The organism is Delftia sp. K82, assembly GCF_002193035.1.
GTDB lineage: Bacteria > Pseudomonadota > Gammaproteobacteria > Burkholderiales > Burkholderiaceae_C > Comamonas > Comamonas acidovorans.
Genome location: NZ_MYFL01000001.1, coordinates 242,133 through 264,434, shown reverse-complemented (window position 1 = coordinate 264,434; position 22,302 = coordinate 242,133). Strand labels below are relative to the sequence as shown.

General features: G+C 66.6%; 17 protein-coding genes. 10 read left to right on the top strand and 7 right to left on the bottom strand.

All coding sequences use genetic code 11. The features are described 5' to 3' along the window. The 3 genes from KDK82_RS01150 to KDK82_RS01140 are packed head-to-tail and all read right to left on the bottom strand — an operon-like array spanning position 1 to position 7,220. Positions 1 to 552, bottom strand: coding sequence for a penicillin-binding protein activator LpoB (locus tag KDK82_RS01150; protein WP_088163830.1), 552 nt, complete (start codon positions 550 to 552; stop codon positions 1 to 3). A 25-nt stretch (positions 553 to 577) separates the two neighbouring features. Further along, positions 578 to 4,417 carry a tetratricopeptide repeat protein gene (locus tag KDK82_RS01145; RefSeq protein ID WP_088163828.1) on the bottom strand — a complete coding sequence of 1,280 codons (3,840 nt, stop codon included), beginning with the start codon at positions 4,415 to 4,417 and terminating at the stop codon, positions 578 to 580. Then, positions 4,383 to 7,220, bottom strand: a complete 2,838-nt coding sequence (locus KDK82_RS01140) for a bifunctional glycoside hydrolase 114/ polysaccharide deacetylase family protein (protein WP_088163826.1) — start codon at positions 7,218 to 7,220, stop codon at positions 4,383 to 4,385. Before KDK82_RS01140 ends, KDK82_RS01145 begins: the two co-directional genes overlap by 35 nt. A gap of 234 nt (positions 7,221 to 7,454) precedes the next feature. Between KDK82_RS01140 and galE the strand changes: the two genes are divergently transcribed. From galE to tatC, 10 genes are all read left to right on the top strand, one after another. Further along, a complete protein-coding gene (galE, locus tag KDK82_RS01135) occupies positions 7,455 to 8,465 on the top strand; it encodes a UDP-glucose 4-epimerase GalE (RefSeq protein WP_088163824.1) in 1,011 nt (336 codons plus the stop codon). A gap of 76 nt (positions 8,466 to 8,541) precedes the next feature. Continuing rightward, positions 8,542 to 9,342, top strand: coding sequence for an imidazole glycerol phosphate synthase subunit HisF (hisF, locus tag KDK82_RS01130; RefSeq protein WP_013800786.1), 801 nt, complete (start codon positions 8,542 to 8,544; stop codon positions 9,340 to 9,342). Positions 9,343 to 9,439: 97 nt separating this feature from the next. After that, complete coding sequence (gene hisI / locus KDK82_RS01125; protein WP_012207347.1) at positions 9,440 to 9,838, top strand: phosphoribosyl-AMP cyclohydrolase; 399 nt, start codon at positions 9,440 to 9,442, stop codon at positions 9,836 to 9,838. Further along, positions 9,835 to 10,248: a phosphoribosyl-ATP diphosphatase gene (locus KDK82_RS01120; protein WP_043822256.1), complete on the top strand. Its 414-nt coding sequence runs from the start codon at positions 9,835 to 9,837 to the stop codon at positions 10,246 to 10,248. The genes hisI and KDK82_RS01120 overlap by 4 nt, the downstream gene beginning before the upstream one ends. Next, entirely contained in the window at positions 10,245 to 10,637 is a 393-nt protein-coding gene (locus KDK82_RS01115; protein ID WP_088163822.1) for a hypothetical protein, read from the top strand. The genes KDK82_RS01120 and KDK82_RS01115 overlap by 4 nt, the downstream gene beginning before the upstream one ends. 19 nt (positions 10,638 to 10,656) lie before the next feature. After that, complete coding sequence (locus KDK82_RS01110) at positions 10,657 to 11,688, top strand: patatin-like phospholipase family protein (protein WP_088163820.1); 1,032 nt, start codon at positions 10,657 to 10,659, stop codon at positions 11,686 to 11,688. A gap of 41 nt (positions 11,689 to 11,729) precedes the next feature. Further along, positions 11,730 to 12,092 carry a histidine triad nucleotide-binding protein gene (locus KDK82_RS01105; protein ID WP_012207351.1) on the top strand — a complete coding sequence of 121 codons (363 nt, stop codon included), beginning with the start codon at positions 11,730 to 11,732 and terminating at the stop codon, positions 12,090 to 12,092. A 193-nt stretch (positions 12,093 to 12,285) separates the two neighbouring features. Beyond that, complete coding sequence (tatA, locus tag KDK82_RS01100; protein WP_016445560.1) at positions 12,286 to 12,525, top strand: Sec-independent protein translocase subunit TatA; 240 nt, start codon at positions 12,286 to 12,288, stop codon at positions 12,523 to 12,525. 21 nt (positions 12,526 to 12,546) lie between these two features. Further along, on the top strand, positions 12,547 to 13,044 hold the full coding sequence (tatB, locus tag KDK82_RS01095) for a Sec-independent protein translocase protein TatB (protein ID WP_012207353.1): 498 nt from the start codon (positions 12,547 to 12,549) through the stop codon (positions 13,042 to 13,044). A 150-nt stretch (positions 13,045 to 13,194) separates the two neighbouring features. Beyond that, the gene (gene tatC / locus KDK82_RS01090; RefSeq protein ID WP_013800779.1) at positions 13,195 to 14,019 is read left to right on the top strand and encodes a twin-arginine translocase subunit TatC; all 825 of its coding nucleotides are present in this window, start codon (positions 13,195 to 13,197) and stop codon (positions 14,017 to 14,019) included. Positions 14,020 to 14,214: 195 nt separating this feature from the next. Here tatC and KDK82_RS01085 read toward each other — a convergent pair whose 3' ends face one another. From KDK82_RS01085 to KDK82_RS01070, 4 genes are all read right to left on the bottom strand, one after another. Then, entirely contained in the window at positions 14,215 to 15,690 is a 1,476-nt protein-coding gene (locus tag KDK82_RS01085) for a glutamate synthase subunit beta (protein ID WP_013800778.1), read from the bottom strand. Between the two features lie 69 nt (positions 15,691 to 15,759). Then, a complete protein-coding gene (locus tag KDK82_RS01080) occupies positions 15,760 to 20,490 on the bottom strand; it encodes a glutamate synthase-related protein (protein WP_013800777.1) in 4,731 nt (1,576 codons plus the stop codon). 188 nt (positions 20,491 to 20,678) lie between these two features. Next, positions 20,679 to 21,389: a transposase gene (locus KDK82_RS01075; RefSeq protein ID WP_012207357.1), complete on the bottom strand. Its 711-nt coding sequence runs from the start codon at positions 21,387 to 21,389 to the stop codon at positions 20,679 to 20,681. 55 nt (positions 21,390 to 21,444) lie between these two features. Then, positions 21,445 to 22,284, bottom strand: coding sequence for an IclR family transcriptional regulator C-terminal domain-containing protein (locus KDK82_RS01070; protein ID WP_088163818.1), 840 nt, complete (start codon positions 22,282 to 22,284; stop codon positions 21,445 to 21,447). Between the last annotated feature and the right edge of the window lie 18 nt (positions 22,285 to 22,302).

Below are 22,302 nucleotides of genomic sequence, written 5' to 3'. Positions count from 1 at the left end.
TTATCGGGCGTTGGCCAGGCCTGTGCCCAGCAGGTTGCGGATCAGCTTCTGGCCCACGGCGGCCAGGGCCTCACGGCTCCAGCCGCTTTGCGCGCCCGCGCCGCTCCACACGGTGGCGCCGGTGCCCACGTCCACGATCTCCAAGGTCACGCCCACGGCCGGCTCGCCATCCACGCCCACCTTGTAGCGCCATTCGTCCACCGCGCCCGTCAGCGCATAGCGCACGCCTTCGCCGCGCGCCCAGGCCAGGGCGTCGTCGCGGCGCTTGGCTTCGCGGCCGTCGAACAGGGTTTCCTGCAGTGCATCGCCCGTGTAGCGCTTGACCTGGCCCACGCCACGCGCATTGATCAGCGCCGTGGCAATGGCGGCGGCGCGGTTGCCGGCCATGGGCGTTTCGGTGTGGTTCTCGAAGGGTAGCACCGCCCAGCTGGCGTTCGTCTCCAGCGCGGGCGCCGTGCCCCGGTCGATGGTCGAGCAGGCAGACAGCAGGCCGAAAAGGGCAATACCCGTGAGCACGCGAAGGCGGGAGGCGAAAGTGGTGCGGTGTGTCATGGAGAGGCTCCTTGAAGTCTTCGGATCAGTAGTGGAGGCGGTAGGTCAGCAACAGCTCGCGGGTATTGCCCACGGTGTTGATGCCCGACTTGGACAGATTCAGGCCCAGCGCGAGGTGGTCCGCGCCGAACAGGCTGGTGGCCAGGCCCATGCCCAGCTCGTAGCCCGCGCCGTTGACGCTGTGGTGCGTCAGGGCCAGGCTGGCGTAGGGCCGCAGCGCGCGCGTGTACTGCTGCTCGTAGCCCGTGTTGAACATCATCTGCAGGCCCGAGAAGCGGAAACTGCGCGGCAGCAGATAGTCGATGGTGGGATCGTTGAACGGCGGCAGGTAACCCAGGATGGCCGCATCCCGGCCCTGCAGCAGCGCCGGGTCGTTGCGGCTGTAGCGGTGCCAGGAGGTGAAGGCACCGAACTGCAGGGTGGGCGCCTCGCTGCGGTAGGTGTGCAGGTATTGCAGCGTCGCATGGTTGCCGGAGCCCACGCGTGCGCCGCTTTGCACGCGGTAGCGCTCCGATGCCAGCTCCAGCGTGATCTGGTCCAGGCGCGAGAGCTGGTAGCTGCTGCCCAGCGACACGCGGTCCTTCATGCCGCCCATGCGCATGGCCAGCGTTTCCTGCGTGGCCAGGTGCCGGCCCAGTGATGCCTGCAGGCTCCAGCGGCTGTCCACGTTGTAGGTCTGCGTGAACTGCATGGGCGTGTAGTCCTCCAGGCTTTCGCGCCGGCCCAGCATGAATTCGCTGGAGGCCGACTGCGTCTTGCGCGTCAGGCGCAGGCCGATGCCCCGCTCCTGCGAGGGGCCGCGCACCAGGGTGTTTTTGTTGACCGTGCGGCGCACGTCCTCGGCATCCAGGTCCAGCGCCCAGCGGGGGTTCAGGCCCACATGCCAGCGCAGCCGGGAGACCTGCTCGTCGATGGCGTCCATGCGGCGGTTGCGCAGTTGCAGGCCGCCGTAGTCGCTGAAGGCCAGCAGCTGCTCGGTCAGCGCCAGGTGCAGGGGATCGTCGTCGGGCTGGTCGGCCATGTTCTCGAAAGCCGCCGTCTGCGCCAGCCGCACATCGCCGACCATGGCTGCCGCGTTGATGCGGTCATAGCGCGGCAGCGCCTCGTCATGGCGCTGCAGCAGCTGCCCGGCCTGGGCCACATCCTTTTCCGCCAGGGCCACCGTGATCTCGGCCCACAGCGGCGAGCTGGTGCTCTTGCTGCGGCTGCGCGCGTACTGCTGCCACAGGTAACCACGCTCGGCCTGGTACTCGCCGCGCTCCTGCAGCCAGGCAATGGCCAGCTCGGCCGCAGCGGCGGAATGCTCGCGGCGCCCGCCTTCCAGGTCCATGCGCAGCAGCTCGCGCATCAGGGCGAATTCGGCATCGCCCTGTGTATGAAAGAGCATGAGCCGGCTGCGGGCCTGGCGCTGAACCTCGTCCAGCCCCTCGGCCGTCAGCCATTTGCGGGCGGCCAGGGCCGCTGCGCCGTCCTGGGCGCGTGCCCGCACCTTCTCGCGCGTCCACAGCTGCTGCCTCAGGCTCCAGGCCCGATCGGCCTGCTGGTTCTGCTCCAGCGCGTCGGCGTACTGCATCATCCACAGGAAGTCGTCGGCATGCTCGGCGCGGTGCGGCTTCAGATAGCGTTCCAGCGCAACGGCCGGGCGCGACAGCGTCATGTAGGCCGCCGCCAGGGCGCCGTGCATGTCGGCATCGCGCGCCCAGACAGGCTCGGCCGCCGCCAGCAGCAGCTTGAGGGCCGCCGCATTCTGCGTGTCGATCAGCAGCCACATCAGGCCCTGGCGCAGCGGCGTGGAGCCGGGGTCCAGCGCCAGGCCCTTTTCGAAGGCCTCCATGGCCTTTTTCGATTGCGCCGTGCGCTGGTAGTAGGCGCCCAGTATCTGGAAGAAGGTGGGCTGGCCCTGCAGGCGCTTGACCAGGGCCGGGTCGGCCAAGATGCGTTCGACCTGGCTGCCGATCTGGGTCCAGTCCTCCAGGTCCTCCAGCAGGTAGAAGGCCTGCGTCAGATGGCGCACGTCATGGAACTGCTCCCAGGCGTGCAGGGACATCCGGGCCGCCTCGCGCCGGTCGGCGCGCTGCAGCAGGCGTATCACCTCGTCGTAGTCGCTGATGCCGGCGTGCGGCGTCTGCAGCAGGCGGCGGTATGCCTTCAGCGTCAGTGCTTCCTGGCGCTGGTCCTGGGCCAGGTCGCCCAGCAGGCGCCAGTACTCGCCCTCGTCCTGCATGCCGGCGGGAATGCGCGTCTGCGCATCCTCCAGCCAGCGCAGGCCCAGGGCCGGCTCGCCCTGCAGCAGCGCGAGCACGGCGGCGGGCATGGCATGGGCCGGCGTCCGCTGCTCGGGATCGGCAAGCACACGCTTCCAGGCCTGCAGCGCCAGTTGCGACCGGCCTGCGCGTTCGGCCAGCTGGGCCAGCAGGATCTGCGACTGCGGCGTGCTGCCGTGCTTTTGCAGATAGTCGATGGCCTCGCCGGGCTCGGCCTGGCGCTCGTAGGCCTGGACCAGCGCCTGCTGCAGCGCGGCATCCTGGGAACGGCGGCTCAACTGGTGGCGCAGGCCGGCAATCAGGGCGCGGTCGTCGAACAGGCCCGGCGCCAGGCGCATCACCGTCTTCCAGGCATCCTCGCGCCCCGTGTTCTGCGCAATGACCAGCCAGCTGTCCAGGGCCTGCTGCTGCTGCCCCATCCATTCGGACACCTGGGCCAGGCGTTCGCGCCAGGCCATGTCCTGCGGCGCCTGGCGCACCGCAGCCGTGGCCACGCGCCAGGCATCTTCCAGGTTGCGGTTTTCGAGGAACACCTCGTAGCCCAGCAGGTAGGTCTTGTCGTCAAAGGGCAGGCCCGGCGGCGGCTTGCGCGCGGGATCGGCCGTGCGCAGCATGCGCCAGCCCGGCGCGGTCCAGGCCACGGGCTGCAGCGCCCAGGCGCCGTCGTCGGCAACCGGGTCCGGACCGGCGCCCGAAGCCCCGGCCACCTGCGTCTGCCATTGCTGCAGCAGCGACAGCTGCAGCAGCCGCTTGGCATAGCGCTCGGCCTCGGCCCGGTTGCCGGCCGCGCGCGCCAGGCCGATGAGCTTTCGCAGCGTCTCGGGGTCGCTGCCCAGCAGTTCTTCCTGCTGGCGCGCCAGCGCCAGCGCTTCGTTGGCACGGTTGCCGGACTGCAGCACCTGCAGGGCCTGCCAGAGGTAGGCGCGCGACTGCTGGACGTCTTCGGTCGTGGCGCTGGCCTGGCGCAGCAGCCGGGCCGATTCCTCGTACAGGGACATGCCCAGCGCCTGCCGCGCTGCGGATTCATAGACCTGCGCCTTGCGCGCGGGATCGGCCTGGCGCTCTGCCACGTCGTCGTAGATGCCCAGGGCCAGCGGTGCGTCCTTGAGCACCAGCGCCGACGAGGCCAGGTACAGCGCCTGCTCCTGGGTCAGCCCCTGCAGCGGCACGTCCTTCAACGCCTGCATCACCTGCGGCGCCAGCACCTCGGCCTGTCCGCCCGCGCGGTGGTCCTGCTTTTGCGCCTCCAGATAGCCCTGGTAGGCGGCCTGCCAGTGGTCCCAGGCCTGGACGGCTGCGCTGGGCAGTGCCTGCTTGGCCGCCTCTTCACGCGCCAGCTTGATGGCCTGCAGGCGCTCTTCCTTGGCTTTGAGCAGGGCGCGCAGGTTCTCGTTGCCGGGATCGCTCTTGAGCAGGTTGCTCAGGTAGTTGTAGGACAGCTCGGAGTCATCTCCGGTGACGGAGAGCCGGCGCTCCAGATCCTGCTTGGGAAACAGCATCCACAGGGCGCCACCGATCAGTACCGCCAGCAGCGCGATCAGCCAGAAGGGAACCGTGATGGGGCGCTCAGAGCCCCCGGCATTGCGCTTGGAGTTCGACACTGTTTTGGGTACTTCTGAAGGAACGAAGGTTGGCGTTGCCGGTATCGGCACCCGCCACGGCAAGGAGGGGCGTGGCGGCGTTCGAGGAACTCAGCGAACAGCCGGCAGGCAGGTACATGCGCAGCTCCAGCGGCACATGGCCCTGCAGGGCGAAGCGCACGCCGCCGTCGGCCTGGGGCTGCCATTGCGTGAGCCGGGCATTGGCATCCACCAGATAGGGGCGCGCCGCGTGGGCGGCCGCGCCTGCGGCGTCCTGTTGCGTCTGTTGCGCCTGTTGCACCAGGTATCCGGCGCTGCCGGCCAGGTGCAGGTAGCTGCCATCTGCCCCCTTGGCATAGCCGGCAATGCCGCTGCTGGCAGCCATGGAAGGCAGGGCCATGCCGGGCGGCATGCGCAGCGTGCGCAGCTGGCCCGGACCCCGCAGGCGCCAGCCCTGCGCGTCGCGGCCGATGGCGAATTCGTAGAAATCCTGCACCTTGCGGATGTACTCGGAGCTGTAGACCGGGTTCAGCCGCTGCGCCAGCGCCCACTGGTAGATCCTGTGCAGCGCCTTGATGCTGGCCTGCTTGCTGGCGGAGTAGGAGTGGTAGTAGATGTCCACGGCCTTCAGGCGCCGGGGAGCCTCGGTCATCTCGAAGGTCTCGATGACGCGCTCGAAGCCGTAGAACGGCCCGTGCCAGAGGTTGGTGTAGATGTTCTCGTTGGTGACGGGCGCATAGATCTGCAGGTGGCCGCCCTTGCGCAGACCCCAGCTGCGCACCTCGGTCAGCGAGGGATTGCTGCGCGTGATGGCCGTGTCTCCGCCATTCATGTTGAGCAGTCCCGCCGCGTCGGAGATGGCCAGGGCCTCGGCGCTGGGCGCCGTGTTGCCGGTCCACAGGAACACGTCCACCGGCTTGCCGGGCGGCGCCAGGCGCTTGCGGATGTAGTCGACCGAGCCATTGATCTCCCGGTTCATGTCCATCTGGTAGCCGGGGATGTGGAGGTTGAGGTTCACCTCCTTGCTGTCATCCCCGTCGGGCGCTGCCCCGGGCTCCCAGAAGAAGGGATGGGAATAGGAATGGCTGGCGATCTCGACATGGGGCATGGCGAAGATGCGCTTGGCAATGCCCTCCAGCTGGTCGGCCCACTGCGGATACAGGCCCTGCGGCGAGACTTCGGCCTCGATGACCGAGATGGTGTGCGGAATCCTGTAGCGCTCCAGAATCTCGCGGCGCAGCACTTCGCCCGCGAAGGGCGTGCCCGGCAACTCGGCCTTGGAGGGAAAGCCGTCCCCGTCCACATGGGCCAGCAGCAGGCGGCGGCCGTTCTCGGTGGTGACGTCGGGCGCCGGAAAGTCCTGGAGGCGCAGCGCCTCGCGCAACAGCGCGAAGGGGTCGATCACCCAGCGCGACTGGTCGGTGCCCGGCATGCCCACCACCACATAGGGCATGAGAGCAAAGCCGCCCCAGGGCGTGATGGCGGCTGACACGAAGCGGCGCCCCCGCTTGTCGTCGAAGGACAGCAACTCGCGGCTGCCCCTGGCCATCTGCGGCGTGAACTCCCAGCCTTCGTAATCGTGCGCTGGCTCGGCCGGCTGTATCTCGAAACCCATGACCGACACCTTTTCGGCGCGCCGCAGCGGGAACACGGGTGCCGCTTCCGTGCTGCGCGTGCCCAGGGCGGCCGACATGGTGCGGTCCTGGGACAGGCCCAGCGTATTGAGCACCAGCAGCGGCATGCCCTGCTGCACCTGGTTGGCCAGCCACTGCCGCACGCTTTTGGCCCGCATCTCGGGCACCGCGCCGCCGAACCAGCTCACCACACCGGCATAGCGGTCGCGTGACACGCCTTCGGGCAGAGGCTCGCGCACATCGGCGTAGTCGGCGACATAGCCCATGTAGTTGATGGGCATTTCCAGAAAGCGGTGCGCCGATGCGCCGTTGATGGACGGATAGTCGGCACCGTTGTAGAGAATCAACACCCTGCGCGCCACCGCCTCCACCTGGCCTATGCCCAGGGTCTGCAGGCCTGCATCCGACACCCACGGAATGATGCCCAGCTGCGCAATGCGGCGGGCCGTCTCGCGCGTGGCGTCGCGGTCGTGCGGGGCCACGTAGTCGATGGACAGCACCGGCAGGCGGTCGCGCTCGCGGATGGTCTGCAGTTGCTGCAGCAGCCATTCGCGGTCTTTCTCGGGCACGTTCACATAGCGCTTGAGGCTGGCATCCCAGCCCCGCAACAGCGACTCCGCCGCCACCATCTGCACCTTGTCCCGCACGCGCGGCACGATCTCGAAGCCCCGGTTCAGGATCAGCCGGATGCCGGGGTAGCGCTGGTGCAGCGTCTCGATGACGCGCACCAGGCCGTCCTGCTGAGCCTTTTCGTCGAAATTCGTGGCCAGGCGGTAGGAGTCCAGCGTGTCCAGGAAGAAGCCGCGAAAGCCCTGCTTCCACAGCGGTGCGATCACCTCGTCGGCAAAGAAGGCGGGCCACTGGGCAGGCGTCTGGTCCAGGACGATGGACTGCCAGGCGCCATTGCGCGCCATCTTCCAGGCCTCGGGAATCTTGCCGAAGTAGGCGCGCTCGGGCAGCACCTCGGCCACGGAAGCGTAGGCATACAGCTCGCTGCCCGGGGCCTGCTTGCGGAACCGTACCGGGTCATAGCCATGGCCCGGCTCCACGACGGCAATGTCGTAGAGGCTCAATTCACTGAGCGATGCCTTGTTCCCGTAATAGACAGCCACCGCGGGTTCGGCAGCCTGCACCACCCAGCCGCACAGCAACCCCCAGCAGACCAGGCAGCTTCGCAGGAAACCGTTCACGGCCTTCTCCTCGGGGCACGGTGATGCCCCATCAATTCATAGTTTTTATGCATCAAATTTCTTAGCAATTTGATGAAAGCTATCGTCAATTCGACGAAATGCGGGCCGAGCATAACGTTGTTTGTCTACAAACGTGTTTTCTTCCTACTTTTGTGCTCAGCGCACTTGAACCCGGGGAGAAGCTGGGTTATTGCGATACTAGGCACGCCAAAAAATCACCAATGAGAGGTATTCATGATCCTGGTCACAGGCGGCGCCGGCTTCATCGGCTCCCACACCTGCGTGGAGCTGGCCGCCGCAGGCGAGCCCTACCTGATCTACGACAACTTCAGCAACAGCAGCGCCGACGTGCTCGACCGCATGGAACGCATCACGGGCCGGCGCCCGCTGTGCGTGGAAGGCGACGTGCGCGACCGCGCCGCGCTGGACCGGCTGTTTGCCCAGCATTGCATCCAAGAGGTGATCCACTTCGCAGCGCTCAAGGCCGTGGGCGAATCCGTGGCCCAGCCACTGCGCTACTACGAACACAACGTGGGCGGCACGGTCGCCCTGCTGCAGGCCATGCGGACGGCGGGCGTGCACAGCCTGGTGTTCTCCTCCTCGGCCACGGTCTACGGCGACCCGGCCAGCCTGCCGATCCGCGAAGACTTTCCGCTGTCCGCCACCAACCCCTACGGCCGCAGCAAGCTGTGGATCGAGGAAATGCTGGCCGACCTGGACCGGGCCGAGCCCGGCCAGTGGAGCCTGGCACGGCTGCGCTACTTCAACCCCGTGGGCGCCCATGAAAGCGGCCTGATCGGCGAGGACCCGCGCGACATCCCCAACAACCTCATGCCCTATGTGTCGCAGGTCGCCATCGGCCAGCGCCAGCAGCTCAGTGTCTATGGCGATGACTATGCGACGCCGGACGGCACGGGCGTGCGCGACTACATCCACGTCACTGACCTGGCGCGCGGCCACCTGGCGGCGCTGCGCTATCTGCGCGAGCAGCAGGGCCTGCTGACCGTGAACCTGGGCACGGGGCGCCCAGTCTCGGTGCTGGAGATGGTCAAGGCCTTCGAGCGCGCCAGCGGCCGCCCCGTGCCCTACCAGATCGTGGCGCGCCGCCCCGGCGACGTGGCCCAGTGCTGGGCCGACCCCGCCGAGGCCGAGCGCCTGCTGGGCTGGAAGGCCATGCTGGACCTGGACCGCATGTGCGAGGACGCATGGCGTTGGCAAAGCCAGGCCGCAGGCCTCAAGCGCTGAACCCCGCAGCCCATGCGGGCGCCGAGGGCGTGGTATCTTTTCGCCCTTGTTTCACGCCCTAGCCACGAGTCTGCCCATGCTTGCCAAACGCATCATCCCCTGTCTTGACGTCACGGGAGGGCGCGTCGTCAAAGGCGTGAACTTCGTGGAGCTGCGCGATGCGGGCGACCCGGTGGAGATCGCCGCGCGCTACAACGCCCAGGGCGCGGACGAGCTGACCTTCCTGGACATCACGGCCACCAGCGACGGGCGCGACCTGATCCTGCCCATCATCGAGTCCGTGGCCAGCCAGGTCTTCATTCCCCTGACCGTCGGCGGCGGTGTGCGCACCGTCGAGGACGTGCGCCGCCTGCTCAACGCGGGCGCCGACAAGACCAGCTTCAACTCGGCCGCCATCGCCAACCCCGACGTGATCAATGCGGCCTCCGACAAGTACGGCGCGCAATGCATCGTCGTGGCCATCGACGCCAAGCGCCGCACCGCCGAGGACGAGCAGCGCATCGGCGCCGATGGCCGCGCTGCCGGCCCCGGCTGGGACGTGTACAGCCACGGCGGACGCAAGAACACCGGCCTGGATGCCGTGCAGTGGGCCGCCGAAATGGCGCGCCGCGGCGCGGGCGAGATCCTGCTGACCAGCATGGACCGCGATGGCACCAAGTCCGGCTTCGACCTGAAGCTCACGCGCGCCGTCAGCGACGCCGTGCCCGTGCCCGTGATCGCCTCGGGCGGCGTGGGCTCGCTGGACGACCTGGCCGATGGCGTGACCCTGGGCGGCGCCGACGCCGTGCTGGCCGCCAGCATCTTCCACTACGGCGAATTCACCGTGGGCCAGGCCAAACAGCGCATGGCAGAGCGCGGCGTGCCCGTGCGCCTCTGATTACCGCGCGCCGGCCGCTGGGGCCAGCGCGCCCCTCTTCCATTCCAGGCAATTCCTGACAATCCTGTCACAGGGATGCCCACCCAGGATATTCACAATGCAGGCAATGAACTGGCTAGATCAAGTCAAATGGGATGCGCAGGGCCTGGTGCCCGTGATTGCGCAGGAAAAGGACACGGGCGACGTGATGATGTTCGCCTGGATGAACCGCGAGGCCCTGGCCAAGACGGCCGAGCTGGGCCGCGCCGTCTACTTCAGCCGCTCGCGCAACAAGCTGTGGTTCAAGGGCGAGGAATCGGGCCACGTGCAGACCGTGCACGAGGTGCGCATCGACTGCGACAACGACGTGGTCCTGCTCAAGATCACCCAGACCGGCCACGAGCCCGGCATTGCCTGCCACACGGGGCGCCACAGCTGCTTCTACAGCGTGCTGCGCGATGGCCAGTGGCAGGCCGTCGATCCGGTCTTGAAAGACCCCGAATCGATCTACAAATGAATTCCACGAACATGAACGACACCGCAAGCACTTCCTCGCTGGACGCCCTGGCGCGCCTGGCCGCCGTCATCGAAAGCCGCAAGCCCGCCAACGGCGGCGACCCCGACAAGAGCTACGTCGCCCGCCTGCTGCACAAGGGCCCGGATGCCTTTTTGAAGAAGATCGGCGAAGAGGCCACCGAAGTGGTCATGGCCGCCAAGGACGCAGACCATGGCGGGGACGCCGGCAAAATCCTCTACGAAGTGGCCGATCTGTGGTTCCATAGCATGATCGCCCTGGCCCACTATGGCCTGACGCCCGCCCAGGTCGTTGCCGAGCTGGAACGCCGCGAAGGCACCAGCGGCATCGAGGAAAAGGCGCTGCGCAAGGCCCAGGAACGTGATGTGAACGAGAAAGGACCGCTGCCATGAATGACGATTTCATCGAAGTCCGTGCCCTGGACCAGTCCCGCATCGAAGGCCTCAAGGCCTGGGGCTGGGTCAGCTACCTGCTGCACCTGGTGGTGGCCGTGGCCGCCGTCGTGCCGGGCGCACAGCCCAGCATTGCGCTGCTGGTGATCGCCCTGATCATCGATCTGGTCAAGCGCGGCGACGCCGAAGGCAGCTGGATGGCCAACCACTTCTCGTGGCGCATCCGCAGCGTGATCTGGGCCGGCATCCTGTACCTGGTCACGGCGCCGCTGTGGCTGCTGTTCTTCGTGCCCGGCTGGATCGCCTGGACCGTCATCTCCATCTGGTTCCTCTACCGCATCGTGCGCGGCATGGTCGCCATGAACCGCAACCAGGCCGTGGACCGCTGAAGGTCCCGGGCAAACCGCCATGACTCCGACCCCGACCTGCAAGATCAACCTCGCCCTGCAGGGCGGGGGCTCGCACGGCGCCCTGACCTGGGGCGTGCTCGATGCGCTGCTGGAAGACGGCAGCCTTGTCTTCGACGGCATCAGCGGCACCAGCGCCGGTGCCATGAATGCCGTGGCCCTGGCCCAGGGCTTTGCCAAGGCTGCACGCCAGGAAAGCGATCCGGTGGCCGCCCAGGCTCTGGGGGCCGAGCTGGCCCGCGCCACGTTGACCGAACTCTGGGAAGGCGTGGGCACCATGGGCAGCCTGATGTGGGGCGCGCCCCTGCCGGGCAGTCCCTTCATGGGTGTGCTCAACCAGTTCTTCTCGCCCTACCAGACCAACCCGCTGGACATCAACCCGCTGCGCAAGCTGCTCGAACGGGTCGTGGATTTCGAGGCGCTGACGCATCCGCCCGTGGAGGGCGTGGTGCCCAAGGTCTTTGTCTGCGCCACCAATGTGCGCACGGGCCGGGGCTGCATCTTTTCGGGCAGAAAACTCAGTGCCGACGCGGTCATGGCCTCGGCCTGCCTGCCCCAGCTGTTCAAGGCCGTGGAAATCGATGGCGAGCCTTACTGGGACGGCGGTTTCTCGGGCAATCCCGCCCTGTATCCCCTGATCTACGGCACCGCGTCCAGCGACATCCTGCTGGTGCAGATCAATCCCATCGAGCACACCGACCTGCCCAATACGGCGGCCGACATCATGGACCGCATGAACGAGGTCACCTTCAACGCCGGCCTGTTGTCCGAGCTGCGCGCCATCGAGTTCGTCAAGCGCCTGCTCGAGCAGGGCAAGCTGGACCCGACACGCTACAAAAAGGTGCTGCTGCACCGCGTGGACGGCGGCTCCGTGCTCAAGGGCTATGGCGCCTCGACCAAGACGCGCTCCGACATGCGCTTCGTGCGCGAGCTGTTCGAGCTCGGACGCGAGCAGGGCCAGCAGTGGCTCCAGCAGCACCGCAGCGACATCGGCGTGCGCCAGACGCTGCGCATCAACGACAATCCGGCCTGATTTCCAACCTACCGCCAGCCTCCCAGGATTCCTGTAGCGCCATGCACGACCACGACCCGAACTGCCTGTTTTGCCGCATCACCAAAGGCGAGATCCCTTCCCGCAAGGTCTATGAGGACGAGGACGTCTTCGCCTTCCACGACATCCATCCCGGCGCGCCCATCCACTTCCTGATGGTGCCCAAGAAGCACATCCCCTCCATGGCCCAGGTCCAGGCCGAGGACGCCCCGCTGCTGGGCCGCCTGATGGCACTGGCGCCCCGCCTGGCTGCCGAGCAGGGCTGCAACCCGTATCCGGACGGCGGCTTTCGCCTGGTGGTCAACACGGGCACCGAAGGCGGCCAGGAAGTCCACCACCTGCATATCCACGTCATGGGCGGCCCCCGCCCCTGGCTCAAGGGCTGAAACTCAAGGGCTGAAAACGCCGCAGCGGCCACGCTACCTGCAGCAGACGGCTGCCGCCCGGCACAAGGTGGCCCGTCTCTTGCTTGAGGCACCCCCTGTTTCTTGCGTCGGCCGAACGGCTTTTGTGGGGCCTTGCGAACTGCCGCCATGGCCCGGCGTCTAAAATGATCTGCAATTCTTAGGAGAGATTCTCATGGGCTCGTTTTCCATCTGGCATTGGCTGATCGTCCTGGCCATCGTGGTTCTGGTGTTCGGAACCAAGAAGCTGAAGAACATCGGTTCCGACCTTGGCGGCGCCGTCAAGGGCTTCAAGGACGGTGTGAAGGACGGCTCGACCTCCACCGACACCCCCGCAGCTGCCCCTGGCCAGGTTGCAGGCCAGACAGCCACCGACAAGGCCACCATCGACGTCGAAGCCAAGCAAAAGAGCTGATGGCCCGCACGCCAAGCTTCCATGTTTGATATTGGCCTTTCCAAGATGGCGCTGATCGGCGCCGTGGCTCTCGTGGTCATCGGCCCCGAGAAGCTGCCGCGCGTGGCGCGTACCGTCGGCACCCTGCTGGGCAAGGCCCAGCGCTATGTCTCCGATGTGAAGGCCGAGGTCAACCGTTCGATGGAACTCGACGAGTTGCGCAAGATGAAGGACACCGTGGAGGGCGCGGCGCGAGACGTCGAGCAGTCCATCCACACTTCGGCCGCCAACTTCGAGAAGGACTGGAACGAGTCCACGGCATCGCTCAACGGCACGTCTTCCTCGTACGACTCCTCTTCCTACGGCTCCGACAGCGATACGTACAGCGCCGTGGCGCCGGCCTACCGTCACCCGGGCAAGAACTGGCGCCTCAAGCGTGCAGCCGTGCCCCAGTGGTACAAGGCCCGCGCCGGTGTGCGCACCAAGGCGCAGTCGGGCGCGGCGCGCGTGGCGCGCTTTCGCCCCCAGAAGTCCCGCTGAAGATGCCGGCGCGCCGCGGGCCACGAGGCAACCAGCCCAGCCTCTGCCACCCGGGCACCCGCCATTGCCGAATCCTGCCCGATCCGTCGGGCTTTCTGCTTTTCACCCCAGGTCCGTGGATGCCCTTGCGGCCCGCCGCGGTTTCGCACCATGTCCGACATTCCACCTAAAGACGACGAGCTGGCAGGCACCGAGCAGCCTTTCGTCCAGCACCTGATGGAGCTGCGCGACCGCCTGCTCTATTGCATCTACGGCATTGGTCTGGCGATCGCCGTGCTGGCCGTGTGGCCCGGCCCCAACGGGCTGATCGACTTCATCGCCCACCCGATCAAGGCCCACATGCCGCCCGATGCCAAGCTCATCGCGGTGGGCGTGTTCACGCCCTTCTTCGTACCGCTCAAGGTGCTGATGATGGTGGGCGTGCTGGCCGTGCTGCCCTGGATCATGTACCAGATGTGGGCCTTCGTGGCGCCCGGCCTGTACAGCCATGAAAAGCGCTTTGCGCTGCCGCTGATCATCTTCGGCAGCCTGCTGGCCTATATCGGCATCGCCTTCGTGCAGTTCTTCGTGCTCGACAAGATGTTTGCCTTCATCCAGGGCTTCACCCCGGACAGCGTGGCGGCCACGCCGGACATCGCCTCGTATGTGGAGGCCATCCTGTCGCTGTACCTGGCCTTTGGTCTGGCCTTCCAGGTGCCCATCGTGGTCATGCTGCTGGTGCGCTTCGGCCTGGTGGACATCGCCAAGCTCAAGTCCTTCCGTGGCTACTTCATCGTGGTGGCCTTCATCATTGCCGCCGTGGTCACGCCGCCCGACGTGATCTCCCAACTGGCCCTGGCCATTCCGATGTGCATTCTTTACGAAATAGGCATCCTGGGCGCCGGCTGGTTCAGCCGCGTCTCCAAGGCACCGGAAGAAGAAGCCGAGCCCGGCACCGCAGTGGACAAGCCGGCAGAGGATAAACCCTCCCCCTGAGTCGCTTCGCGCCTTCCCCCAGAGGGGGACGACACCCTCGGTGCGGGGCGGCCCTTCCTCGGTGTCCCTCGCTTTAGGGCGCGCCAGTTTCAAGAGCCTACGCTGAAACACGAGGAATCTGTAATAAAAAGCCCTTGGTTCATCACCAAGGGCTTTTTCTTTGTCTATGGCCAAGCCCCTTCCGGGGTTGGCATCTCACCGCGGCAGGTCGGACGTGCCCATGAGGAACTCGTCGATGGAGCGAGCGGCCTGGCGGCCTTCGCGGATGGCCCAGACCACCAGGGACTGGCCGCGGCGCACGTCGCCAGCGGCGAACAGCTTGGGCACGCTGGTGGCGTAGCCGCCTGTGAAGTCGGTGGTGGCCTTGGCGTTGCCGCGTGCGTCCTTGTCCACGCCAAAGGCGTCGAGCACGGCCTGCACCGGGCTGACGAAGCCCATGGCCAGCAGCACCAGATCGGCCTTGAGCACCTGCTCGCTGCCGGGCACCTCGACCATCTTGCCGTCCTTCATTTCGATGCGCACGGTCTTGACGGCCGTGACCTGGCCTTTCTCGCCGATGAACTCCTTGGTGGCGATGGCGAACTCGCGCTCGCAGCCTTCCTCGTGGCTGGAACTGGTGCGCAGCTTGATCGGCCAGTAGGGCCAGACCAGGGGCTTGTTCTCCTGCTCGGGCGGCATGGGCATCAGCTCGAACTGGGTCACGCTGACGGCGCCATGGCGGTTGCTGGTGCCCACGCAGTCGGAGCCGGTGTCGCCGCCACCGATGACGATGACGTGCTTGCCATCGGCCCGCAGCTGGCCCTTGAGCTTGTCGCCGGCGTTGACCTTGTTTTGCTGCGGCAGGAACTCCATGGCGAAATGGATGCCCTTGAGTTCGCGCCCCGGCACGGGCAGGTCGCGCGACTGCTCGGCACCGCCGGTCAGCAGCACGGCATCGAACTCGGCCATGAGCTGCTCGGGGCTGACGGTTTCCTTGGCCCAGTTGGTGACCTTGGAGTCTTCGCCCAGGCCGTCCTTGCCCGCCACCAGCACGCCGGTACGGATCTTGACGCCTTCGGCCACGAGCTGCTCGACGCGGCGGTCGATGTGCGACTTCTCCATCTTGAAGTCGGGAATGCCGTAGCGCAGCAGGCCGCCGACGCGGTCGTTCTTCTCGAACAGCGTCACATCGTGGCCGGCACGGGCCAGCTGCTGCGAGGCCGCCAGGCCTGCGGGGCCGGCGCCGACCACGGCCACCTTCTTGCCGGTCTTGCGGCTGCTGGGCAGGGGCTTGACCCAGCCTTCGGCCCAGGCACGGTCGATGATGGCGTGCTCAATGGACTTGATGCCCACGGCGTCGTCGTTGATGTTCAGCGTGCAGGCGGCCTCGCAGGGCGCGGGGCAGATGCGGCCGGTGAACTCGGGGAAGTTGTTGGTGCTGTGCAGCACGGCGCTGGCGCTCTTCCAGCCGCCGTGGAAGACCAGGTCGTTGAAGTCCGGAATGATGTTGTTGACCGGGCAGCCGCTGTTGCAGAACGGCGTGCCGCAGTCCATGCAGCGCGCGCCCTGGATCTTGGCCTGGCTGTCATCGAGGCCGATGACGAATTCCTTGTAGTGCTTCACGCGCTCGACGACGGGCGCGTAGCCCTCCTCGAGGCGTTCATATTCCATGAAGCCGGTGGTCTTTCCCATGATTCGTTGTCCTGATGTGTGGGGTGCAGGGATGGATGCGGGCCGCTGCCTGCATCCTTCGCTTCCTTGTTATTTGGCGGCCACGGCTTCCTTGGCGTGTTCCTCGACCTCGGGCGTGGCGGGCTCTTCCATCACCTGGCGCTCGTACATCTCGGACAGGGCACGCTTGTACTCGCTGGGGAAGACCTTTACGAACTTGGAGCGGGCCGCCGCCCAGTTGTCCAGCAGGTCGCGGGCACGCTTGGAGCCCGTCCAGCGGCTGTGCGCCTCGATCAGTGCGCGCAGCTGGCGTTCGTCGGTTTCGCGGCGGTGCCAGACGGCGGGCGAGACCTGGGCCAGGTGCTCGTCGTGGGGCAGCACCTGGTCCAGCGAGACGGACGCCTTGTTGCAGCGCTCGGCGAAGCGGCCATCCTCGTCATACACATAGGCCACGCCGCCGCTCATGCCGGCTGCGAAGTTGCGGCCCGTCTTGCCCAGCACCACCACGGTGCCGCCGGTCATGTATTCGCAGCCGTGGTCGCCCACGCCTTCGACCACGGCCGTGGCGCCCGACAGGCGCACCGCGAAACGCTCGCCGGCCACGCCACCGAAGAAGGCCTCGCCGCTGGTGGCACCGAACATCACGGTGTTGCCGACGATGGTGTTGGTCGTCGTGTCGCCGCGGAATTCATGGCTGGCATGCACCACCACGCGGCCGCCGGACAGGCCCTTGCCCGTGTAGTCATTGGCATCTCCGCGCAGGTTCAGCGTGATGCCGTTGCACAGGAAGGCGCCGAAGGACTGGCCGCCCGTTCCCTCGAAGTGGATGCGGATGGTGTCATCCGGCAGGCCTTCGGGATGCACGCGCGTCACGGCACCGGAGAGCATGGCGCCCACGGAGCGGTTCACGTTGCGCGCCACTTCCATGATGCGCACGCGCTCGCCGTTCTCGATGGCGGGCTTGCAGCGCTCGATGAGCTTCACGTCCAGCGCCTTGTCCAGCAGGTGGTCCTGCTTTTCGACATGGAAGCGCGCCACGTCGGCGGGCACTTCGGGCTGGGCGAACAGGCGCGAGAAGTCCAGGCCCTGGGCCTTCCAGTGCTGCAGGCCCTTGCGGGTGTCCAGCAGGTCGGCACGGCCGATCAGGTCGTCGAACTTGGCCACGCCCAGCTGGGCCATGATCTGGCGCACTTCCTCGGCGATGAAGAAGAAGTAGTTCACCACATGCTCGGGCTTGCCCGAGAACTTGGCGCGCAGCACCGGGTCCTGCGTGGCCACGCCCACGGGGCAGGTGTTCAGGTGGCACTTGCGCATCATGATGCAGCCCTCGACGACCAGGGGCGCGGTGGCGAAGCCGAACTCGTCGGCGCCCAGCAGCGCGCCGATGACGACGTCGCGGCCGGTCTTCATCTGGCCGTCGGCCTGAACGCGGATACGGCCGCGCAGGCGGTTGAGCACCAGGGTCTGCTGGGTCTCGGCCAGGCCGATTTCCCAGGGCGAGCCCGCATGCTTGATGGACGACCAGGGCGATGCGCCCGTGCCGCCGTCATGGCCTGCGATGACCACGTGGTCGCTCTTGCACTTGGCCACGCCGGCCGCGATGGTGCCCACGCCCACTTCGGACACGAGCTTGACCGAGATGTCGGCGTGCGGTGCCACGTTCTTCAGGTCGTGGATCAGCTGGGCCAGATCCTCGATGGAGTAGATGTCGTGGTGGGGCGGGGGCGAGATCAGGCCGACGCCGGGCACGGAGTGGCGCAGCTTGCCGATGTAGTCGGACACCTTGCCGCCGGGCAGCTGGCCACCTTCGCCGGGCTTGGCGCCCTGGGCCATCTTGATCTGCACCTGGTCCGAGGACGACAGGTACTCGGCCGTGACGCCGAAGCGGCCCGATGCCACCTGCTTGATCCTGGAGCGCAGCGAGTCGCCGTCCTGCAGCTCGATGTCGGCCTCGACCTTGTCGGCGCCGATGATGGAGCCCAGGGTCTCGCCCTTCTTGATCGGGATGCCCTTGAGCTCGTTGCGGTAGCGCTGGGGATCTTCCCCGCCTTCGCCGGTGTTGCTCTTGCCGCCGATGCGGTTCATGGCTACGGCCAGCGTGGCATGGGCCTCGGTGCTAATCGAGCCCAGGGACATGGCGCCCGTGGCAAAGCGCTTGACGATGTCCTTGGCCGATTCGACCTGGTCTAGCGCAATGGCCTTGGCCGGGTCGAACTTGAACTCGAACAGGCCGCGCAGCGTCATGTGGCGCTTGCTCTGGTCGTTGATCAGCTGGGCGTATTCCTTGTACGTGCTCCAGTTGTTGGAGCGCGTGGAATGCTGCAGCTTGGCGATGGCGTCGGGCGACCACATGTGCTCTTCGCCACGGGCGCGCCAGGCGTATTCGCCGCCGGCGTCCAGCATGGTCTCCAGCACGGGATCGTCACCGAAGGCCGCGCGGTGGTTGCGGATGGTTTCCTCGGCGATCTCGAAGACGCCGATGCCCTCGACACGGCTGGCCGTGCCGGTGAAGTACTTGTCCACGGTGTCGCTGTTCAGGCCGATCACCTCGAACAGCTGGGCGCCGCAATAGGACATGTAGGTGGACACGCCCATCTTGGACATGATCTTGGACAGGCCCTTGCCGATGGCCTTGACGTAGTTGTAGATGGCCTTGTCGGCCGACAGGTCGCCGCCCAGCTCCTTGTGCATGTCGGCCAGGGTTTCCATGGCCAGGTAGGGATGCACGGCCTCGGCGCCGTAGCCTGCCAGCACGGCGAAGTGGTGCACTTCGCGCGCCGTGCCCGTTTCCACGACCAGGCCGGCCGTGGTACGCAGGCCCTCGCGCACCAGGTGCTGGTGGATGGCCGACAGCGCCAGCAGCGCGGGGATGGCCACCTGGGTGGCGCTCACATGGCGGTCGCTGATGATCAGGATGTTGGCGCCGCCCTTGATGGCGTCCACGGCCTGCGCGCACAGCGATGCCAGCTTGGCTTCCACGCCCTGCTTGCCCCAGGACAGCGGGTAGGTGATGTCGATCGTTGCGCTCTTGAACTTGCCCTGGGTGTGGCGTTCGATGTCGCGCAGCTTGGCCATGTCGGCGAAGTCCAGCACCGGCTGGTGCACTTCGAGGCGCATGGGCGGGTTGACCTGGTTGATGTCCAGCAGGTTGGGCTTGGGTCCGATGAAGGACACCAGCGACATCACGATGGCTTCGCGGATGGGGTCGATCGGCGGGTTGGTCACCTGCGCGAACATCTGGCGGAAGTAGTTGTACAGCGGCTTGTTCTTGTCCGACAGCACGGCCAGCGGGCTGTCGTTGCCCATGGAGCCGATGCCTTCCTCGCCGTTCTTGGCCATGGGGGCCAGCAGGAACTTGATGTCTTCCTGCGTGAAGCCGAAGGCCTGCTGGCGCTCGAGCAGCGGCAGGCTGGCGGCCTCGGGGCCGGCATGGGTGTCACCGCCCACGCTGCCCAGCTTGATGCGCAGGTTCTCGATCCACTGCTTGTAGGGCTTGGTGTTGACGATGTTGGCCTTGAGCTCGTCGTCCTCGATCAGGCGGCCCTGCTCCAGGTCGATCAGCAGCATCTTGCCGGGCTGCAGGCGCCACTTGCGCACGATGGAGCTGTCGGGCACGGGCAGCACGCCGGCCTCGGAAGCCAAGATGACCAGGTCGTCATCGGTGATCACGTAGCGCGAGGGGCGCAGGCCGTTGCGGTCCAGCGTGGCGCCGATCTGGCGGCCGTCGGTGAACACGATGGAGGCCGGGCCGTCCCAGGGCTCCATCATGGCGGCGTGGTATTCATAGAAGGCGCGGCGGCGCTCGTCCATGGACTCGTGCTGCTCCCAGGGCTCGGGAATCATCATCATCACGGCCTGGCTGATGGGGTAGCCGGCCATGGTCAGCAGTTCCAGGCAGTTGTCGAACGTTGCCGTGTCGGACTGGCCTGCGAAGCTGATGGGATAGAGCTTCTTGAGGTCCTCGGCCAGCACGGGCGAGGCCATCACGCCTTCGCGCGCCAGCATCCAGTTGTAGTTGCCGCGCACGGTGTTGATTTCACCGTTGTGGGCCACGTAGCGGTAGGGGTGGGCCAGCGGCCACTCGGGGAAGGTGTTGGTGGAAAAGCGCTGGTGCACCAGGCCGATGGCCGAGACGCAGCGCTCGTCGGACAGGTCGTTGTAGTACACGCCCACCTGGTCGGCCAGCAGCAGGCCCTTGTAGACCACGGTGCGGCTGCTCATGCTGGGAACGTAGTATTCCTTGCTGTGCTTGAGCTTGAGGTTCTGGATGGCGGCGCTGGCCGTCTTGCGGATCACGTACAGCTTGCGCTCCAGCGCGTCCTGCACGATCACGTCGGCGCCGCGGCCGATGAAGACCTGGCGCAGGATGGGTTCCTTTTCCTGGACCGTGGGCGACATGGGCATGTCGCGGTTCACGGGCACATCGCGCCAGCCCAGCAGGACCTGGCCTTCGGCCTTGATGGCGCGTTCCATCTCCTGCTCGCAGGCCAGGCGCGATGCATGTTCCTTGGGCAGGAAGATCATGCCCACGCCGTACTCGCCCGCGGGCGGCAGGGCCACGCCCTGCTTTGCCATCTCTTCGCGGTAAAGCTGGTCGGGAATCTGGATCAGAATGCCCGCGCCATCGCCCATGAGCTTGTCGGCACCCACGGCGCCGCGATGGTCGATGTTTTCGAGGATCTTGAGCGCGCCGGTGACGATGTCATGGCGCTTGACGCCCTTGATATGTGCAACAAAGCCGAGGCCGCAGGCGTCGTGCTCGTTGCTCTTGGAGTACAGACCGTGGTCTTGGAGATGCTTGATCTCGGCAGCCGTCGTCATGGCGGAATCCTCAAATTTTTCGCAGGGAACGCAAGATTAAGGCAAGGCATCACCTCATGCAATAAATTTATATAAGGGTCAGATCCCAATTAATTCCAGAACAAAAAAATCGGAAATTAATAAGGGACACATTTATTTCACAAAGACCTGCAGTGAGGAATCAAGCACTTGCAGGCCATCAGTGGGTACTAACGCACTGTTGTGGTGCGCTCATTGGTCCGTCCGGGCGGACGACCGGCACGTTGGCGGGTCACGCGGCGCTCGGTGCGCTGTTGTAAATCGGCAATGAATTGCTCATCGCCCAGCGCCCAACCCCGCAGCGCCGACTGGCTGATGCGTTCGGCGTCATCGGTGCCAACCCCCTCTTCCACGGCTTCCACATAGGCCGCATCCCGCGCAAACGGGGTGTTGCCCAGTTCCCAGAACACGGCATGCGGCTGGATCAGCGCGTCGCTGCGCAGGCCGGCGTTGTGCGCGTAGCTGGACCAGGGCCAGTCGGCCGGCCGCTGGACCAGGCCGGCGCGCACGGGGCTGTCGTCCATGAAGACCATGGTGGGCAGCAGCCAGCTGGGCTGCAGCACCGTGCCGCGATAGCGGCCTTCCCACAGCGTGCCGCTGCGGCCGTGGCGGTCGTTGAAGTAGCGCACATAGCGCCGGCCCACGGCCTGCATGAACTTGGGCAGGCCATCGCCGGTGCGGGGCGTGGCCAGCAGGTGGAACTGGCTGGGCAGCAGCACGTAGGCATGCACGGCCAGCTCGCAGCTGCGCGCCATCTCGCGCAGCAGCCCGAGCATGGTTTCCCGGTCCTGGGCATCGATGAAGATGTCCCCGCCGTTGTTGCCGAGCTGGATGATGTGGTGCGGCAGATCCGCAAGAGTGAGTCGGGGCAGGCGGGCCATGGTGCGAGTGCGGGGCGTGGATCGGCAATTATGGAGCGCCGCGCCGCCCGCCGCCCTACAGGGAAAGCCGCGATGAGGCCCTGAGCAATTGGCTTACCAACTGCGTGGCGGCCAGCAGCCGGGGCAGCAGTTGCCCGCGCATCATCTCGGCGCTGTTGCGGTTGGCCTGGCCGCTGATGTTGAGCGCAGCCACGGTGCGCCCGGCCGCGTTCTTCACGGGCGCCGCGATGGAGATCAGGCCTTCGGCCAGTTCCTGGTCCACCAGGGCCCAGCCCTGGGCGCGCACCTCCAGAATGCGCTGGCGCAGGCGGTCATCATCCTGCTCGGTCAGGGCCGTGAACTGCCGGCGCTCGCGCGCATCCAGCAGGGCCTGCAGGGATTCATCGCTCTCGCCGGCCAGCAGCACGCGCCCCATCGAGGTCCAGCAGGCCGGCAGGCGTGAGCCCACGCCGAGGTTGGTGCTCATGATCTTGTGGGTGTGCACGCGCAGCACATAGACGATGTCGCCGCCATCGAGCACGGCGGCCGAGCAGGACTCCTTGACCTCGTCGACCAGGTTTTCCATCACGGGCTCGGCCAGGTTCCAGACCGGGGTGGAGCTGAGGTAGGCAAAGCCCAGTTCCATGATGCGCGGCGTGAGCTGGAACAGCTTGCCGTCGCTCTTCACATAGCCCAGCGTCTGCAGCGTCAGCAGGATGCGCCGGGCCCCGGCGCGCGTGAGCCCCGTGCGCGCCGCCACCTCGCTGAGCGTCTGCGCATGCGCCTCGGCGCTGAACGAGCGGATCACGCCCAGGCCGCGCGCGAAGGACTGCACATAGCTGTCGCCGGGGCGCGGCGTGCCGCCCTCTTCTTCAACCCCACCTGTGGAAATTACGGAAGCGGCATTTTTTTCCATGGCTCTATAATTCTTTCT

What these genes read in the sequence shown, in the direction of transcription:
- tatA (WP_016445560.1), top strand. Translation starts at nt 12,286, where the DNA reads ATGGGCTCGTTTTCCATCTGGCATTGGCTGATCGTCCTGGCCATCGTG.
- hisF (WP_013800786.1), top strand. Translation starts at nt 8,542, where the DNA reads ATGCTTGCCAAACGCATCATCCCCTGTCTTGACGTCACGGGAGGGCGC.
- KDK82_RS01110 (WP_088163820.1), top strand. Translation starts at nt 10,657, where the DNA reads ATGACTCCGACCCCGACCTGCAAGATCAACCTCGCCCTGCAGGGCGGG.
- KDK82_RS01070 (WP_088163818.1), bottom strand. Translation starts at nt 22,284, where the DNA reads ATGGAAAAAAATGCCGCTTCCGTAATTTCCACAGGTGGGGTTGAAGAA.
- KDK82_RS01105 (WP_012207351.1), top strand. Translation starts at nt 11,730, where the DNA reads ATGCACGACCACGACCCGAACTGCCTGTTTTGCCGCATCACCAAAGGC.
- hisI (WP_012207347.1), top strand. Translation starts at nt 9,440, where the DNA reads ATGCAGGCAATGAACTGGCTAGATCAAGTCAAATGGGATGCGCAGGGC.
- KDK82_RS01120 (WP_043822256.1), top strand. Translation starts at nt 9,835, where the DNA reads ATGAATTCCACGAACATGAACGACACCGCAAGCACTTCCTCGCTGGAC.
- KDK82_RS01085 (WP_013800778.1), bottom strand. Translation starts at nt 15,690, where the DNA reads ATGGGAAAGACCACCGGCTTCATGGAATATGAACGCCTCGAGGAGGGC.
- KDK82_RS01115 (WP_088163822.1), top strand. Translation starts at nt 10,245, where the DNA reads ATGAATGACGATTTCATCGAAGTCCGTGCCCTGGACCAGTCCCGCATC.
- tatC (WP_013800779.1), top strand. Translation starts at nt 13,195, where the DNA reads ATGTCCGACATTCCACCTAAAGACGACGAGCTGGCAGGCACCGAGCAG.
- KDK82_RS01075 (WP_012207357.1), bottom strand. Translation starts at nt 21,389, where the DNA reads ATGGCCCGCCTGCCCCGACTCACTCTTGCGGATCTGCCGCACCACATC.
- KDK82_RS01080 (WP_013800777.1), bottom strand. Translation starts at nt 20,490, where the DNA reads ATGACGACGGCTGCCGAGATCAAGCATCTCCAAGACCACGGTCTGTAC.
- galE (WP_088163824.1), top strand. Translation starts at nt 7,455, where the DNA reads ATGATCCTGGTCACAGGCGGCGCCGGCTTCATCGGCTCCCACACCTGC.
- tatB (WP_012207353.1), top strand. Translation starts at nt 12,547, where the DNA reads ATGTTTGATATTGGCCTTTCCAAGATGGCGCTGATCGGCGCCGTGGCT.
- KDK82_RS01150 (WP_088163830.1), bottom strand. Translation starts at nt 552, where the DNA reads ATGACACACCGCACCACTTTCGCCTCCCGCCTTCGCGTGCTCACGGGT.